A 15,789-nucleotide genomic window follows, 5' to 3' on the forward strand; every position below is an offset into this window, starting at 1 on the left:
CAGTAGAACAGGGTGTAGAAGTTGTTGAGGATCACGTAGACGAAGGTGATCAGGGTCATGGCAGCGAGAAGAAAGGCGATGAAGCCTTCCTCGAAGTGCTCCCAGGCGCGCCGCAAGGCGTTCATGGCATCTCCGCGAGGTTGTTGTGATTGTCAGGAGTCGGACGAATCTAACCGAGCCGGGCGCCCGCGGGATATTCGTCATTGGCAAACACCGCCTTAGGCGGTGCTGAATGGCGAACCACCCCGGGTGCGTGGGCCCGGGGTGGCTCTGGGGGGAAATTACTGGTTGGCGGCCTGCGCGGCCTCGATCACGTCCACACCGATGTCGGCTTCGAACTTCTTCCACGCCGGGCGCACGGCGTCACGCCACTGGGCACGCTGCTCGGGGGTCAGGGTGATGATCTCGCTCTTGCCGGTATCCAGGATGCCCTGGCGCGCCTTGGCATTGAGCGCCTCGGCCTGCTTGTTCACCTCGACGGTGACCTCGTCGACGATCGCCTCCAGCTCGCCGCGGATATCCGCCGGCAGACCGTTCCAGAACTTGGTGTTGGTGATCAGCACGTAGTTGCCGATCGCATGGTTGGACTCGGTCATGTACTTCTGCACCTCGAAGTACTTCTGCGAGTAGATGTTCGACCAGGGGTTGTCCTGGGCATTGACCACGCCGGTCTGCAGGCCCTGGTAGATCTCGGCGAAGGCCATCTTGCGCGGCACTGCACGCAGGGCGCTGTACTGCGCCGCCTGCAGGTCGGACGGCTGCACGCGGAACTTCTGCCCACGGGCGTCAGCGGGCTCGACCAGCGGCTTGTTGGCGGTCAGCTGGCGCATGCCGTTGAGCCAGTAGGCGAGGCCGGTGATGCCCTTGTCTTCCATCGACTTGAGCAGTGCCTTGCCCTTGTCCGAAGCCTGGAAACGCTGCGCCGCTGCCACGTCATCGAACAGGAACATCAGATCGAACAGCTGCAGTTGCTTGGTGTACTGCTCCAGCTTGGACGGTGCCGGCGCCAGCATCTGCACTTCGTTGAGCAACAGGGCTTCCATCTCCTTGCCGTCGCCATAGAGCGAGGAGTTGGCGTAGACCTCGACCTTGACCTTGCCGGCCAGGCGCTCGTCCACCAGCTTCTTGAACAGCAGCGCGCCCTGCCCCTTCGGCGTGCTGTCGGCAGTGATGTGGGAGAACTTGATCAAGATCGGATCGGCAGCCTGGGCCGACAGTGCGCCAAGCAGGGCGCAGCCGGCGAGTACGCCAGCCAGGCCACGACGAACGAATGAAAACTTCATGGAAAGCTCCTGTTGTTTTTGTCTGAGCGTCGAGGGCGAAAACCCTTCGATTGGCCCGGACTCTACCCCGCCCTCCTCTGCGCTGAAATTCACATTTGAACAACCGAGCCTTCGGCATTCACGAAGGCAACGCGAGATCATCCCCTGCCGATCCACTGTTGCGCAGGTGGTCGAGCATCTGCTTCGCGGTCAGCGAAAGGTTGTCCTGATTGCGTACCGCCACCTTCAGCTCACGCCTGGCCCAGGGATCGTGCAGCGGGATCACCCGCACATCGAGCGCCGGCAGATAGGTGCGTACCGCCAGGTCCGGCAGGACGCCAACGCCCATGCCGGTGTGGATCATCCGGCAGATGGCCTCGAAGCTGCGCACTTGGATACGCAGGCGCAATGCCATGCCCTGGTTGTGCGCCGAGTGCTGCAGCAGGCTGTGCAGCGAGGCGTCCTGCTGCAGGCCGATGAAGTCGTAGCCCACCGCTTCGCGCAGATGAATGCCGTCACGCCCGGCCAGCGGATGGTCGCGCGGGGTGACCAGCACCAGCTGGTCGTGGCGATAGGTGAACACCTGCAGGTCATCGGCCGGTACATGCCCGGCGAAGATGCCGATGTCGGTGAGGCCCTCGCGCACCGCACGCAGGGTCTCGCTGCTGACCCGCTCCTCCAGGTCGATCTTCACCTGCGGGTGGCGGCGACTGAAGCTGGCCAGGTCCTCGGGCAGGAACTCGATCACCGCCGAGGTATTGGCGTGGATGCGCACGTGGCCCTTCACCCCCTCGCTGAACTCGCTGAGGTCGGCGTTGAGCTGCTCGAGGTTGTCCATCATGTTGCGTGCGTGGTGCAGCAGGGCGTGGCCGGCCGGCGTCAGCTCGACGCCCTTGGGCTGGCGATAGAGCAGCGCGATGCCGAGCTGGCTCTCCAGGTCGCTGACGCGCTTGCTCACCGCCGCCAGCGCCAGGTGCTCGCGCTCGGCGGCGCGGGTCAGGCTGCGCTCGTCGGCGATGGCCACGAACAGCTTGAGGGTGACGAAATCGATACGCCGCATGAGGATTCTCCGTTTCGTGCCTGGCGAAGCAGCCAGGCCATATCGCCATGGCAAAGCCGGTTTACAGCATGACACTTCGTCAGCCGCGAAGCCTAGCTTGGCCATTGAGCAATTGTCCGAGTCGCCTCACTGCGCCATTCTGCGCACCACAAGAAACGCACAGGCAAATCAGGTGCAGCCATGACTCAAAGCAACAACGGCAACATGGCCCTGCAGGGGCTCAAGGTGATCGAGATGGGCCAGCTCATCGCCGGTCCCTTCGCCAGCAAGCTGCTCGGCGAATTCGGCGCCGACGTGATCAAGATCGAGCCGCCAGGCATCGGTGACCCGCTGCGCAAGTGGCGCAAGATCAAGGATGGCACCTCGCTCTGGTGGCACGTGCAGTCGCGCAACAAGCGCTCGCTGACGCTGAATCTGAAGGAAGCCGAAGCACAGGACATCGTCCGCCAACTGGTGAGTGAAGCCGATGTGCTGGTGGAGAACTTCCGCCCCGGCACGCTGGAAGGCTGGGGCCTGGGCTACGACGAACTGAAGGCCATCAACCCGAAACTGATCATGCTGCGCATTTCCGGCTACGGGCAGACCGGGCCCTACCGCGACCTGCCCGGCTTCGGCGTGATCGGCGAGGCCATGGGCGGCCTGCGCCACCTCTCCGGCTATCCCGGCCAGGCGCCCGTGCGCGTCGGCATCAGCATCGGCGACTCGCTGTCCTCGCTGTACGGCGTGATCGGCGTGCTGCTGGCCCTGCAGGAGCGTGCGCGCAGCGGCCAGGGCCAGGAGATCGACGTGGCGCTGTACGAATCGGTGTTCGCCATGATGGAAAGCCTGATCCCCGAATACGACGCCTTCGGCTACATCCGCGAGCCGGCCGGCAGCGCCCTGCCCGGCATCACGCCGTCCAACTCCTACCCGTGCAACGACGGCAGCTACGTGCTGATCGCCGGCAACGGCGACAGCATCTACAAGCGCCTGATGAGCCTGATCGGCCGCGATGACCTGGGCAACGACCCGCGCCTGGCGCAGAACGATGGGCGCAGCCAGCACGCCGAACTGATCGACAACGCCATCGCCGAATGGACCGCCCAGCGTGGCCGTGACGAAGTGATCGAAGCGCTCAAGGGGGCCCGCGTACCAGCCGGCTACCCCTACACCGCCGCCGACATCGTGCAGGACCCGCACTACCTGGCGCGGCAGATGATCGAGCAGGTGCAGACCAGCGTCGGCCCGCTGCGGGTGCCGGGGGTGCTGCCCAAGCTCAGCCGCACGCCAGGGCGCATCGGCAATGGTGGCCCACAGCTGGGCGAGCACACCGATGACGTCCTCGCCGGCCTTGGCCTCAGCGAGGCCCAGGTCGCCGGCCTGCGCGAACGCGGGATCATCTGAGCACCCAAAAGCCGCGATCACGGCACCCGTAGGGTGGACAACGCGAAGCTTGTCCACACAAACCCACGCCAACACCGGACACCGCAGTGGTGGATGGAAGAAGCGCCATCCCCCCTACGCAGGCGCGGCTCATTGCAATGACGAAGATCCGTAGGGTGGACAACGCGAAGCTTGTCCACCAAAACCACGACACCGCCGGGTACCGCAGCGGTGGATGGAAAAAGCGCCATCCACCCTACGCAGGCGCGGCTCATTGCAATGACGAAGCCCCGTAGGGTGGACAACGCGAAGCTTGTCCGCCAGAACCACGACACCGCCTGTCAGCGCCGCAATGGATGGAAAGCGCGCCTCCCAGCCAGCCAATACCGCAAGGATCTACCCATGAGCAAACGCCTCTACATCCAGGACGTCGCCACCCGCGACGGCTTCCAGATCGAAGCCTCCTTCGTCCCGACCGAAGACAAGATCGCCCTGATCGACCGCCTCTCCCACACCGGCCTGGCCAAGGTCGAAGTCACCTCCTTCACCTCGCCCAAGGCCATTCCCAACCTGCGCGACGCCGAAGAAGTGATGCGCGGCATCCAGCGCGTGGCCGGTGTCGAGTACACCGTGCTGGTGCCCAACGTGAAGGGCTGCGAACGCGCGCTGTCGTGCGCGGTGGACGAGATCAACCTGGTCATGTCGGCCAGCGACACCCACGGCCTGGCCAACCTGCGCATGACGCCGGAACAATCGCTGCAACAGTTCGCCGAAATCATCGAAGTCACCCGTGGCAGCGGCGTGTTCATCAACGCCTCGCTATCGACCACCTTCGGTTGCCCGTTCGAAGGTGAGGTGGCGGAGAGCCGCGTACAAGCGTTGATCCAGCGCCTGCTGGACATCGGCGTGCAGGGCGTGACCCTGTGCGACACCACCGGCATGGCCGACCCGGCGCAGGTCGAGCGCATCTGCCGCGCGGCACTGCAACGCTGGCCCGAGGCCGTGTTCACCGCGCACTTCCACAACACCCGAGGCATGGGCCTGGCCAACGCACTGGCAGCGCTGAACGCCGGCATCGACCGCTTCGACGCCTCGCTCGGCGGTCTCGGCGGCTGCCCATACGCACCGGGCGCCAGCGGCAACATCTGCACCGAGGACCTGGTGCACATGTTCCAGCGCATGGGCCTGGACACCGGCGTAAACCTCGACGCACTGCTCGAAGCCGCCGCCACCCTGCCCGACCTGATCGGCCACGACGTACCCGGCGCCATCCTCAAGGCAGGCAAGTCGGACCGCCGCTATCCCAAGCCGAAGTGGATGCAGGAAGCCGGGCGCTGAATAATGTGCCAAGGGCTTTAGCCGCGACCGTCTGCTCCAACACGAAAACGCCCGGTGCAAGCACCGGGCGTTTTCATGTGCAGCGCAGCATCAACCCTGGTTGGATTTCTCCGCCGCCTCGATCAGCTCGGCACCGATCTCCTTCTCGAACTTCTTCCACACCGGGCGCATCGCTTCACGCCATTCGGCGCGCTGCTGCGGGGTCAGTTCGATGATCTCGGTGGTGCCGGCCTTGGCGATGTCCTGCTTGGCACTCTGGTTGAGCGCATCGGCCTGCTTGTTCACCTCGACGGACACTTCGGCCATGACCTTCTCCAGCTCGCTGCGCACATCGGCCGGCAGCCCTTTCCAGAACTGGGTGTTGGTGATCACCATGTAGTCGATCAGGCCGTGATCGGACTCGGTCATGTACTTCTGCACCTCGTGCACCTTCTGGCTGTAGTAGTTCGACCAGGTGTTCTCGGTGCCGTTGACCACGCCGGTCTGCAGGCCCTGGTAGACCTCGGCGAAGCTCATCTTGCGCGGGTTGGCGCGCACGGCCTTGAACTGCTCTTCCAGTACGGCGGAAGCCTGTACGCGGAACTTCAGGCCACGGGCATCGGCAGGGTCACGCAGCGGCTTGTTGGCGGACATCACCTTCAGGCCGTTGTGCCAGTAGGCCAGGCCGGTGATGTTCTTGCTCTCCATGGAGGTCAGCAGCGCACGCCCCTGCGGGCTGGCCTGGAAGCGGTCCACCGCCGCCATGTCATCGAACAGGAACGGCAGGTCGAACAGCTGCACCGGCTTGGCGTACTGCTCGAACTTGGCCAGCGACGGCGCCAGCATCTGCACGTCGCCGAGCAGCAGCGCCTCCATTTCCTTGCCATCGCCGAACAGCGAGGAGTTGGGGTAGACCTCTACCTTCACCCGCCCAGGCAGACGCTCCTCGGCCAGTTTCTTGAACAGCAGCGCACCCTGTCCCTTGGGCGTGTTGTCCGCCACCACGTGGGCGAACTTGATGATGATGGGCTCCTCGGCAGCCTGGACCAGGCCGGCACAGGAAAGGATCGCGGCACAGGCGAGTGCCTTGGCGGTGAATCTGAACATGACGTTACCTCGTTGTTGTTGTTTGCTTGGTACGTGGAAAGAGCCGGCTGCCTCGGGGCAACCGTGTGGTTACATCACTGGAAAACCTCAGGTTCCTCTCAGGGGCAGAGCAACACGGCAGGCCTGTCAGTCGCAGGCCTCCCCTGCCCGTTGCAGCAGGCGCCGGGCGCGGCCGAGCACGGGGGCGTCGACCATCTGCCCGTCGACCACGAACACCCCTGCACCACTGCTGGCAGCGGCCATCACCCGCCGCGCCCAGGCCAGTTCCTCGTCGGCCGGGCACAGCGCGCGGTGAACGATCTCGACCTGGGTGGGGTGGATGCACAGCAGTCCGTCGAAGCCCATGTCGCGTGCATCACGCGCCGTGCGGGCGAGCCCTTCACGGTCTTCGATGGCCGGGAAGACGCTGTCCAGCGGCGCGCCCAGACCGGCCACGCGCGACTGCAGGAGCAAGGCGTAGCGGGCCTGGTCGAGGATGCGTTCGGCGGCGGCAGAACCGCTGCTCAGGCCCAGGTCCAGGCCCAGGTCGAGCGCGCCGAAGGACAGGCGCTCGACACCGTCGGCATGGGCGATTTCCGCCAGCGCCAGCAGCCCCGCCGCGCTCTCGATGATCGGCCAGACCGGTTTGGCACAGGCCGCGACACGTGAGACATGGGCGGCAGACTCCACCTTGGGCAGCAGCACGCCGACCACCCCGGCATGCCGGGCGCACAGAGCGATGTCGGCCGCATGCCCGGCATGCTCGGGGGCATTGATGCGCACCAGCAGGCGCGCCTCGGGGTTGGCGCTGAGGAAGGCATCGAGATTGGCCCGGGCCTCGACCTTCAGGCTCTCCTGCACGGCGTCTTCCAGGTCGACGATCACGGCATCGGCGCCGACGGCGAGTGCCTTGGGGATACGCTCGGGACGGCTGGCCGGCACGAACAGGGCGCTGCGGATGGTTGGCGTGTTCATGCTCGTACCTCTGCGCGGTTGGCAGGCGTGTGCTGGACGCAACGTGCGTCGCCCATCCTGCGCAATGAATGGCGGCGCTCGGCCGGGAGGCGCTTGTCGGTCATACGGCCCCCTGCTGGTGCAGGCGCTGGATATCGCCGGTGGCATAGCCCAGCTCGGCGAGCAGCGCGTCGGTGTGCTGGCCCAGCGCGGGGATGGCGTCCATGCGTGGCTCGAAGGCGCTGTTGCGCCCTGGCGGCAGCAGGGCCGGCAGGCTGCCGCTGGGGCTGTCGACCTGACGCCAGCGCTGCCGCGCCTGCAGTTGCGGATGGGCCCAGACGCCGGCCATGTCGTTGACCTGGGCGTTGGCGATCTGCGCCTGCTCCAGGCGCTCGATCACCTGCGCCGCAGTCATGCGTGCAAAGGCCTCGAGGATGATCGCGCGCAGCTCGCTGCGGTTGGCCGAGCGCCGCGAGTTGGCGCTGAAGCGCTCGTCGCTGGCCAACGCAGGCTGCTCCAGTACCTTGTCGCAGAACGCCGCCCATTCGCGCTCGTTCTGCAGGCCGAGCATCACCGTGCCGCCATCGCCGGCCGGGAACGGGCCATAGGGGTAGATGGTCGAGTGCGCCGCGCCCGCGCGTGGCGGCGGCGTGGCCCCCTCGTAGGCGTAGTACAGCGGATAGCCCATCCACTCCACGAGGCTCTCCAGCATCGACACGTCGACGCGACTGCCGACGCCGGTACGGCCACGCAGCATCAGCGCCGAGAGCACGCCGGTGTAGGCATACATGCCGGCCGCGATGTCGGCGATGGAGCAACCGGCCTTGGCCATCTCCTCATCGCCCGGCCCGCCGGTGACGGAGAGAAAGCCGCCCTCGCTCTGGATCAGCAGGTCGTAGGCCTTTTTCTGCTCATAGGGGCCGCCCTCGCCGTAGCCGGAAATGTCGCAGACGATCAGCCTGGGGAAGCGTTCGTGCAGGGCCTCGAACGACAGGCCCATGCGCGCGGCGGCGCCGGGCGCGAGGTTCTGTACCAGCACGTCGGCCTTGGCTAGCAGACTGTCGAGCACCTGGGTGGCATCGTCCTGCTTGAGGTCGAGGGTCAGGCTTTCCTTGGAGCGGTTGGTCCAGACGAAGTGCGAGGCCAGGCCGCTGACGCGCTCGTCGTAGCCACGGGCGAAATCGCCACTGCCTGGACGCTCCACCTTGATCACCCGCGCGCCGAGGTCGGCGAGCTGGCGGGTGCAGAACGGCGCGGCGATGGCATGTTCCAGGCTGACCACGGTGATGCCATCCAGTGGCCGGGGTTGTTGTGCGTTGTTCATGTGCGGTTCCCTGATCCGTAGGGTGGATCGCGCTTCACCGATCCACCGGAAATTCGAAGTGAGCCGTCAGGCCAGGTTGCTCAGGTCAGCGCTGTCGCGCAGGCCCCAGACCCGCTCGATCAGCACGCCGGCCTCATCGCCACTGCGCTTGCCGGCGAAGGCCAGCAGACGGCGGAACTTGTCTTCCAGTTCGGCGCGGCTGAGGGTGTTGCCGGGGTCGCCCTTGGGCTCGTCGATGGCGCTGAACAGCGTGCGGCCATCGCGGGTGAGCACTTCGACGCGGCCCAGCCAGCGCTGCGGATAGGCGATGTCCACCTCGGGGTCCAGGCGCATCTGCACCTTGTCGCGAAACGCCGCCACGGCCGGGTCCTGCAGCGCCAGCTCGGCGAACTCGGTGAGCTGCGCCTTGCCATGCACGGCGATCAGGCCCAGCACGGTGCCCATGGAGAACTTGGCCTGGTGCACGCTCTGCGGCACCTTCACGCGGCCGAGCACGTCGATCGCGCCCTGGTGCACGCGGGCCGTCACCCGCTGGATGTCCTCGTGACGCAGGCGTTCGCGCTGCATCAGCGCCAGCAGGGCATCGGCAGCCGGATGGGTATGCCGGCAGGAGGCGTGGAACTTGAACGAGGTCTCCACCAGCGCCCAACGCCGCCCGAGGCGATCGGACAACTTGCGCGGGTCGGCATCGCGGGACATTCCCGCCGCCATGCCCTGCTCGCCTTCGAGGATGTTCTGCGCGCCGGTCAAGCCCTGCTCGGTGAGGTAGGCGGCGAGCAGGCCGTCAGCCGCTGCCTTGGCCGTGTGCAGCTGCTTGGAATCGGCAGCGTCGCGCAGGAACTCCCAGAGACCGGCGGCCTGGGTGCCGGCGTTGCCCAGCAGATGGATGAACTGCTGCTGGTCGAAATCCAGCAGCTTGCCCACGGCCACGGCGGCCGCCAGGGTGCCGACGGTGGCCGTGGTGTGGAAGATGCGGTAGTGCGAACGGCCGAGGAACTCGCCAATGCGGATGCCCGCCTCGTAGCCGGCCACCGAGGCCAGCAGCAGTTCGCGGCCGGACTTGCCGAGGTCCTGCGCGGCCGCCAGCGCAGCCGGGAAGACCACAGTAGCCGGATGCAGCACCGAGCTGTTGTGCAGGTCGTCCTGCTCCACCAGGTGCGAGGACGCGGCATTGACCAGGGCGGCGAAGTACGCCGAGGTGCCCCGGCCGTTGACCAGGATGCGCGCCGGGCCATCGGCCGGGCCCATCTTCTGCGCGTAGGCCTCGAACAGCGGAATCGGTCGTGCGCCTTCGCTGGCCAGGGCCGAGCCCAGCCAGTCGAGCAGCAGGTCCTCGGTGCGCTCCAGCACATGTTCGGGCAGGTCGTCGTAACGCAGCTCGGCGAGGAAGGCGGCGAGCTTCTGGGTGTCCGTGCTCATGGTCGGCTCCTCAGAAACTGCGTGGCAGCTCGAGCAGGTGCTCGGCCACATAGGACATGATCAGGTTGGTGGAGATCGGCGCCACCTGGTACAGACGGGTCTCGCGGAACTTGCGCTCGACGTCGTATTCGTTGGCGAAGCCGAAACCGCCGTGGGTCTGCAGGCAGGCGTTGGCCGCCGCCCAGGACGCTTCCGCCGCCAGGTACTTGGCCATGTTGGCGCTGGCCCCGGCGTTCTCGCCACGGTCGTACTGCTCGCAGGCGCGCCAGCGCATCAGGTCGGCCGCCTCCACTTCGATGTGTGCCTTGGCGATGGGGAACTGCACGCCCTGGTTCTGGCCGATGGGGCGACCGAACACCACGCGGTCGCGGGCATACTGGCTGGCCTTCTCGATGAACCAGCGGCCATCGCCGATGCACTCGGCGGCGATCAGCGTACGCTCGGCATTGAGGCCGTCGAGGATGTAGCGAAAACCCTTGCCCTCCTCGCCGATCAGGCTGCTGGCGGGAATCTCCAGGTTGTCGAAGAACAGCTCGTTGGTCTCGTGGTTGACCATGTTGGCGATCGGCTGCACGGTCAGGCCGTTGCCGATGGCTTCGCGCAGGTCGACCAGGAAGATCGACATGCCTTCGGACTTGCGCTGCACCTCGGCCAGCGGCGTGGTGCGCGCCAGCAGGATCATCAGGTCGGAGTGCTGGATGCGCGAGATCCACACCTTCTGCCCGTTGATCACGTACGTGTCGCCCTTGCGCACGGCGGTGGTCTTGATCTTGGTGGTGTCGGTGCCGGTGGTCGGCTCGGTCACGCCCATCGACTGCAGGCGCAGCTCGCCGCTGGCCAGCTTCGGCAGGTAGTAGCGTTTCTGCTCGTCGCTGCCGTTACGCAGCAGGGTGAACATGTTGTACATCTGCCCGTGGATGGTCCCGGAGTTGCCGCCGCAGCGGTTGACCTCCTCGAGGATCACCGACGCCTCGGCCAGGCCCAGGCCCGAGCCGCCGTACTCTTCCGGGATCATCGCCGACAGCCAGCCGGCCTCGGTCATGGCGCTGACGAAGGCTTCCGGGAAGCCCTTCTCCTCATCGATCTTGCGCCAGTATTCGGCGGGAAACTCCGCACACAGGGCGCGCACGCCTTCGCGGATGGCATTGAGTTCTTCGTTGTTGCTGGCGTTCATCACAGTTCCTCAGTGAGCCGTAGCCCGGATGCAATCCGGGGCGATTTCCCGGATTGCATCCGGGCTACGAACAATCAGTCGAATTGCACCTCGGCGCGCTGCGCCAGGCCGGCCTCGTTGCCCGCCCACAGTTCGGCATGGCCGACCTCGCTGATACGCCCGCCGACTTCGAAGGGCTGCGGTGCGATCAGCGGACGCAGGCCGCGGTAGGCGATGCGGCGCAGACGCGCCTGCGGGTTGGCGCGGCAGAAGGCGCGCAGGCTCAGCGTGGCGATCAGCGGGCCGTGCACGACCAGGCCGCTGTAGCCTTCGGTTTCGGTGACGTAGGGCCAGTCGTAGTGGATGCGATGGCCGTTGAAGGTCACCGCGCTGTAGCGAAACAGCAGCGTGCTGCTCGGCGTCACCGCCTCGCGCCAGTCCCCGGCGACCAGCGGCTCGCCGCTGCTGGCCTTGGGTGGGCTGGGCTCGCGGTAGACGATGTCCTGTTCTTCGCGGATGGCCAGCTGGCCGTCCTGCAGGTAGTCGTGCTGCACGGTGACGAACAGCAGTGCGCCAGTGCGGCCGTGCTTTTCCTCGATGTGCGTGATGGTCGACACACGACTGGCCTCGCCGCCGACACGCAGCGCCTGGAAGAACTCGATGCGGCCACCGGCCCACATGCGGTTGCGGTCGTCGGCCGGCGGCAGGAAACCACCGCGCGCCGGATGGCCATCCGTACCCAGGCCGTTCTCGGCCACGGGCTCCTGGAAGAACGCCCAGTGCCAGAGAGGGGGAAGTGCCTCGCCGTGGGCAGGCGTGGCGTCGCCCAGGGTGGCGGCGATGCGCTTGACCAGATTACGGCTGATCTGGTCGTGGACTTCTTCGCTACGACCAATCCAGGCAGAGAAAGCAGAGTCGCTCATGGTGCAGGGTTCCGGCTCGTTCTTGTGTGGAGCAGAGCATGCAACCCGGCCTGCGTTCAGAGAATCTCCATTTATTTAATCCAGCGTTCGGATATGCTTAACGCCTCCACCACGCAGGGGCGACTTCTAGCCGCGATCCCCGGCCGATCGCTCCCAGCGGACCTTTGCGCCGTCACCGAGACCACCATGCATTTCGACCTAGCCGACCTGCGCCTGTTCATCCATATCGCCGAGTCGCCCAGCCTGACCCAGGGCGCGCGCCGGGCCTTTCTCTCGCCGGCGGCGGCCAGCGCACGGATCAAGGCCCTGGAGGGCCAGCTCGGCAGCCGCCTGCTGTACCGCGACAGCCGTGGCGTCGAGCTGACCCCGGCAGGCCAGCGCCTGCTGCAGCACGCGCGGCTGATCATGCGCCAGGTGGACTACCTGAAAAGCGAGTTCACCGAATACGGCACCGACGCCGCCGGGCATATCCGCATCTTCGCCAACACCACGGCGGTCACCGAATTCCTCCCCGAGGTGCTGGCCGGCTTCCTCGCCGAGCGCCCGGGGGTCACCGTCGATCTGCAGGAGCGCCTGAGCCGCGACATCGTGCGCGGGGTGCTGGATGGCGCCGCCGACCTCGGCATCATCGCCGGCCCGGTGCAGGCAACGGGCTTGCAGGTGCTGCACTTCAGCACCGACCGCCTGGTACTGGCGGTGCCCCTGGGCCATGCCCTGGCGCAACGGCAGTCGGTCAGTTTCAGCGACACCCTCGCCTATCAGCACATCGGCCTGCACGAGGGCAGCACCTTGCAGAGTTTCCTGCGCGAACAGGTGGAGAAACTCGGCGGCATGCTCGCCCTGCGCATCCAGGTGTCGAGCTTCGAGGCCATCTGCCGGATGATCGAGGGCGGCGTGGGTATCGGCATCATTCCCGAGTCCGCCGCACGTCGGCACAGCCGCACCATGCAACTGGCCGTCCTGCAACTGGACGAGGACTGGGCGGTACGCGAGCGCAGCATGCTGGTGCGCGAGCTGGATGCGCTGCCGGGCAGCGTCCGTGCGCTGATCGAGAGACTGGCGGGCGCTACTCCACTGGCACGGACGCGTTAGCCTGAACTGACAGCGAGTCGCAAGCCTGTTCATGCCCAGGTGTGCGAGCTAGCGCCCTGGTTCGCATCGCGGCCCGCTCACCGCCGTGCTAGCTGCGAAACACGTCCTCGACCTTGACGATCAGGGATGCTGCGCGGGCGAAACCGGTTGCCAGTTGAACAAAACCGCTATCGGTTCTGGCCAGCAGCGTCGGAAACGCCCGCACCTGCAAACGGTGGCTCAGCTCGAAATCGCCACGCGTCCATTGGCGAGCGCTGTCACCCTCATACAATTCGGTGAAGCGCGCGAAGTCCAGCCCCGCGCCCTCGATGATGCTTTCATAGAAGCCCAGCTGGGTCGGATCAGCGTTGGCGACATAGAACTTGCGCTGAATTGCCGAGAATATGGCGTACAGCTTGCGCGAAGAGGCCCCCGCGAGCATGTGTCTGGCCGTCACGACAGCACGGCAGGCGGGTTCGGTATCGTAGGAAAAGTGTGCGCGCTCGAGGATGTCAAAGGAAAATGGCTGCCCGGTCGCCTCGCCGATCTCCTCCCAGTGCTGGCGCAGGAACGCCTTGAACTCCGCATTCCACGGATCCCCCCCGCCCGGCCGGAGCCCGCCGAGGACAATGGAGAAAGACAATCCCCGTAGCTCGCAATGGTCCTGCAGCTCCCGCAGTGCCGGTTCGATACCCCAGCACCAGGAGCACATGGGATCACCGATATAGATGATCTGCGTGTCGGTCAGGGGTGCCTCGTCGGTCGCCGCAGCGTCATCCAGTGCGGACGGGTAGCAGATTCCGGATTTGTCGTCGCACGATAGGGTTTTCATGATGGCTCGCGGTCGCTCTCAAGGGTTCTCAAGTGAATGCACGGGTGGCCAGCGGTGAGCGGGACGGTCAATCGGGCAAGAAGACCATCTCGAAGCTGTCCTGAGCGGCAGCGGCCAGTTCGACAGGCGTATCCATGATCGGGCCGTCTGCCTGAAGCAGTGCACCACCGAGCAACCCGAGCGAATCCCAGTTCGCGGCAAGCCCCCTGGCGCTATCGCTGCCGAAGAATTGCGCCACCAGGGCGACGGTGCTCATATGAGCCGTGCCGCCGCCAGCAGATGTGAAGATCCTGTTCTCTGCGTCCACGTGCCAGGCAAGGCGGGGGGAAAGCACGTCAGCGCCAAGCGTCGGCAGGCGGCGTGCCAGGGCGACAGAACAGGTGATCGTCTTGCCGTCGAGAATGCCGGAACGGAACAGAACACCCACGCCGGAGCAGTTGGATGCCACCCAGCGGCCCTCGGCGTGGTGCTTGCGAACCAGCTCCAGAATCTCGGGGTTGCTGGAAGCGGCACCACCGCCCAGGCCTCCAGGCACATAGAGCACATCGAAGCGGTCGTCGGCCTCGAGCACTCGATTGGTTTTGATTTCCGTGCCCATGTGCGTCGCTACCGGGCCCGGCTCGAAGCCGCCAATCGACACGTCCAGGTGCCGACCTTCATGTGCGAAGCCCCAGGCCAGTGCCTGGAACAACTCCCAGGGCACCAGCAGATCCTGCTCGCTGACGTTCGGAAAGGTGAGGAAGTGAATGGATGTGATATCACTCATGATTGCTGACTCCTGCTTGGCTGGGCGGTTCCAGGCACCCTGGACAGGAGGCAATGTAGCCGTCCACTATTCGCCCTCATAGACACGAAAAATGGATGCGGGCGTCCCGAAAAATGAACACCCTGCCTTACTCGCTCGACGATCTCTATTGGTTTGCCCTGATCGCGGACGCTGGCAGCCTGTCGCGCGCCTCGCGTCAGTACGATGTCGCCAAGTCGACGCTCTCGCGCCGACTGGCGCGGCTCGAGGAGATGACGGGGTTGGCACTCGTCCAACGCAACTCGGCGGCCTTCAGCCTGACCGACGCTGGACAGCAACTCCTGGAAGAGGCCTGGCCACTGGTCCGCCGGATGGAAATGCTTTCCACCGAGCTCATCGGCCGTGAGGCGGAACCGCGCGGCCTGGTCCGGCTCTCCGCCTCGGGCGCCTTCGGCAAGCTCGTCGTCCTGCCAATCGTGCTGGAGTTCATGTGCCGTTACCCACGGGTCGATGTCGAGATGGAGATCACGGATCAGCGGGCCGATGTCGTCGCCAATGCCATCGACATTGCAGTGCGGATCGGTGCGATGACCGACTCGGATCTCTTCGCGCGCAAGGTGGCGACTGTGCGCCGCATCCTCTGTGCCAGCGCCGGCTATGCACAGGCGCGGGGCTTACCGGCGCACCCGGACGAGATGGAGCACTACGACTTTCTCGTCCAGTCACGCAGCGCTGCAGAGCTCGAGCTGCGCTGCAACGGCAGGACACGGACACTCACCACACCCAGGCGACTCACCCTCTCGCCCTCGGACCAGTTGCTCGCACCAGTACGGGCCGGACTGGGGATCGCCCATCTGGGTGAAATTCAATGCGCCCAGTACCTGGCGACCGGCGAACTCGTGCGTGTCCTGCCGGAATGGGAGATTCCTGAATTCGATGTCTACCTGGTCAGCCCAAACAGACGCTATCGCCCACCAGCCGTACGGATGCTCATGGACGAACTGGCTCAGCGCATCCCTACGGCCATCTCCAGTCTGATAGAGACCGATCAGCACGGCGCCTGAAAGGCTCGCAGCCGGATGCCCCGGCACCAGGTCATCCAGCGAACTCCGCCCTGGCTGCGTCTGGCGCCTCTTCCTGAGCCCGAAAAAAAAGGTTCTTCGCGGAGTCTGGGGGAAGAGCGCGTTGACAGTCAGGGGAGTGGGTAAATTGGCAGTCGCCAAACGAACCAACCCCCACGCCCTGCTGCCACCGTGCATCCTATTGATCTTGCCCAGTTCT

Annotated in this window: 14 protein-coding genes and 1 pseudogene; 4 read left to right on the top strand and 11 right to left on the bottom strand. The window is 65.7% G+C overall.

The genetic code is table 11. The features are described from left to right. The 3 genes and pseudogenes from EWH21_RS23200 to EWH21_RS23210 form a co-directional block, all read right to left on the bottom strand. A pseudogene (locus EWH21_RS23200) lies at positions 1–125 on the bottom strand (C4-dicarboxylate ABC transporter); the annotation flags it as partial. A gap of 156 nt (positions 126–281) precedes the next feature. Next, the gene (locus tag EWH21_RS23205) at positions 282–1,283 is read right to left on the bottom strand and encodes a DctP family TRAP transporter solute-binding subunit (RefSeq protein WP_037057453.1); all 1,002 of its coding nucleotides are present in this window, start codon (positions 1,281–1,283) and stop codon (positions 282–284) included. Between the two features lie 118 nt (positions 1,284–1,401). After that, on the bottom strand, positions 1,402–2,322 hold the full coding sequence (locus EWH21_RS23210) for a LysR family transcriptional regulator (RefSeq protein WP_134677231.1): 921 nt from the start codon (positions 2,320–2,322) through the stop codon (positions 1,402–1,404). Positions 2,323–2,502: 180 nt separating this feature from the next. Here EWH21_RS23210 and EWH21_RS23215 point away from each other — a divergent pair, with 180 nt between their 5' ends. Together EWH21_RS23215 and EWH21_RS23220 are read left to right on the top strand one after the other, a co-directional pair. Beyond that, positions 2,503–3,705 (top strand): CaiB/BaiF CoA-transferase family protein, encoded by a 1,203-nt coding sequence (locus tag EWH21_RS23215; RefSeq protein ID WP_277699429.1) that lies wholly within the window; start codon positions 2,503–2,505, stop codon positions 3,703–3,705. Positions 3,706–4,086: 381 nt separating this feature from the next. Next, positions 4,087–5,022, top strand: a complete 936-nt coding sequence (locus EWH21_RS23220; protein ID WP_277699430.1) for a hydroxymethylglutaryl-CoA lyase — start codon at positions 4,087–4,089, stop codon at positions 5,020–5,022. A 90-nt stretch (positions 5,023–5,112) separates the two neighbouring features. Here EWH21_RS23220 and EWH21_RS23225 read toward each other — a convergent pair whose 3' ends face one another. From EWH21_RS23225 to EWH21_RS23250, 6 genes are all read right to left on the bottom strand, one after another. Then, the gene (locus tag EWH21_RS23225; protein WP_134677224.1) at positions 5,113–6,108 is read right to left on the bottom strand and encodes a TRAP transporter substrate-binding protein; all 996 of its coding nucleotides are present in this window, start codon (positions 6,106–6,108) and stop codon (positions 5,113–5,115) included. Positions 6,109–6,234: 126 nt separating this feature from the next. Further along, on the bottom strand, positions 6,235–7,062 hold the full coding sequence (locus EWH21_RS23230; RefSeq protein WP_277699431.1) for a CoA ester lyase: 828 nt from the start codon (positions 7,060–7,062) through the stop codon (positions 6,235–6,237). Positions 7,063–7,162: 100 nt separating this feature from the next. Continuing rightward, entirely contained in the window at positions 7,163–8,365 is a 1,203-nt protein-coding gene (locus EWH21_RS23235; RefSeq protein ID WP_277699432.1) for a CaiB/BaiF CoA-transferase family protein, read from the bottom strand. A 66-nt stretch (positions 8,366–8,431) separates the two neighbouring features. Further along, positions 8,432–9,784, bottom strand: coding sequence for an MmgE/PrpD family protein (locus EWH21_RS23240; RefSeq protein ID WP_047588539.1), 1,353 nt, complete (start codon positions 9,782–9,784; stop codon positions 8,432–8,434). A gap of 10 nt (positions 9,785–9,794) precedes the next feature. Continuing rightward, positions 9,795–10,958 carry an acyl-CoA dehydrogenase family protein gene (locus EWH21_RS23245; RefSeq protein ID WP_037056365.1) on the bottom strand — a complete coding sequence of 388 codons (1,164 nt, stop codon included), beginning with the start codon at positions 10,956–10,958 and terminating at the stop codon, positions 9,795–9,797. Between the two features lie 74 nt (positions 10,959–11,032). Continuing rightward, positions 11,033–11,860 carry a MaoC family dehydratase N-terminal domain-containing protein gene (locus EWH21_RS23250; RefSeq protein WP_037056367.1) on the bottom strand — a complete coding sequence of 276 codons (828 nt, stop codon included), beginning with the start codon at positions 11,858–11,860 and terminating at the stop codon, positions 11,033–11,035. A gap of 186 nt (positions 11,861–12,046) precedes the next feature. Here EWH21_RS23250 and EWH21_RS23255 point away from each other — a divergent pair, with 186 nt between their 5' ends. Beyond that, positions 12,047–12,952, top strand: coding sequence for a LysR substrate-binding domain-containing protein (locus EWH21_RS23255; protein ID WP_152489260.1), 906 nt, complete (start codon positions 12,047–12,049; stop codon positions 12,950–12,952). An 88-nt stretch (positions 12,953–13,040) separates the two neighbouring features. Here EWH21_RS23255 and EWH21_RS23260 read toward each other — a convergent pair whose 3' ends face one another. Both EWH21_RS23260 and EWH21_RS23265 read right to left on the bottom strand, forming a co-directional pair. Next, positions 13,041–13,763, bottom strand: a complete 723-nt coding sequence (locus tag EWH21_RS23260; RefSeq protein ID WP_277699433.1) for a DsbA family protein — start codon at positions 13,761–13,763, stop codon at positions 13,041–13,043. Between the two features lie 67 nt (positions 13,764–13,830). Next, positions 13,831–14,529, bottom strand: coding sequence for a DJ-1/PfpI family protein (locus EWH21_RS23265; RefSeq protein WP_206596468.1), 699 nt, complete (start codon positions 14,527–14,529; stop codon positions 13,831–13,833). 113 nt (positions 14,530–14,642) lie between these two features. Between EWH21_RS23265 and EWH21_RS23270 the strand changes: the two genes are divergently transcribed. Beyond that, a complete protein-coding gene (locus EWH21_RS23270; protein WP_277699434.1) occupies positions 14,643–15,572 on the top strand; it encodes a LysR family transcriptional regulator in 930 nt (309 codons plus the stop codon). Positions 15,573–15,789 lie beyond the last annotated feature (217 nt).

It is taken from the genome of Pseudomonas sp. REST10, from assembly GCF_029542605.1.
Lineage (GTDB): Bacteria > Pseudomonadota > Gammaproteobacteria > Pseudomonadales > Pseudomonadaceae > Aquipseudomonas > Aquipseudomonas khazarica.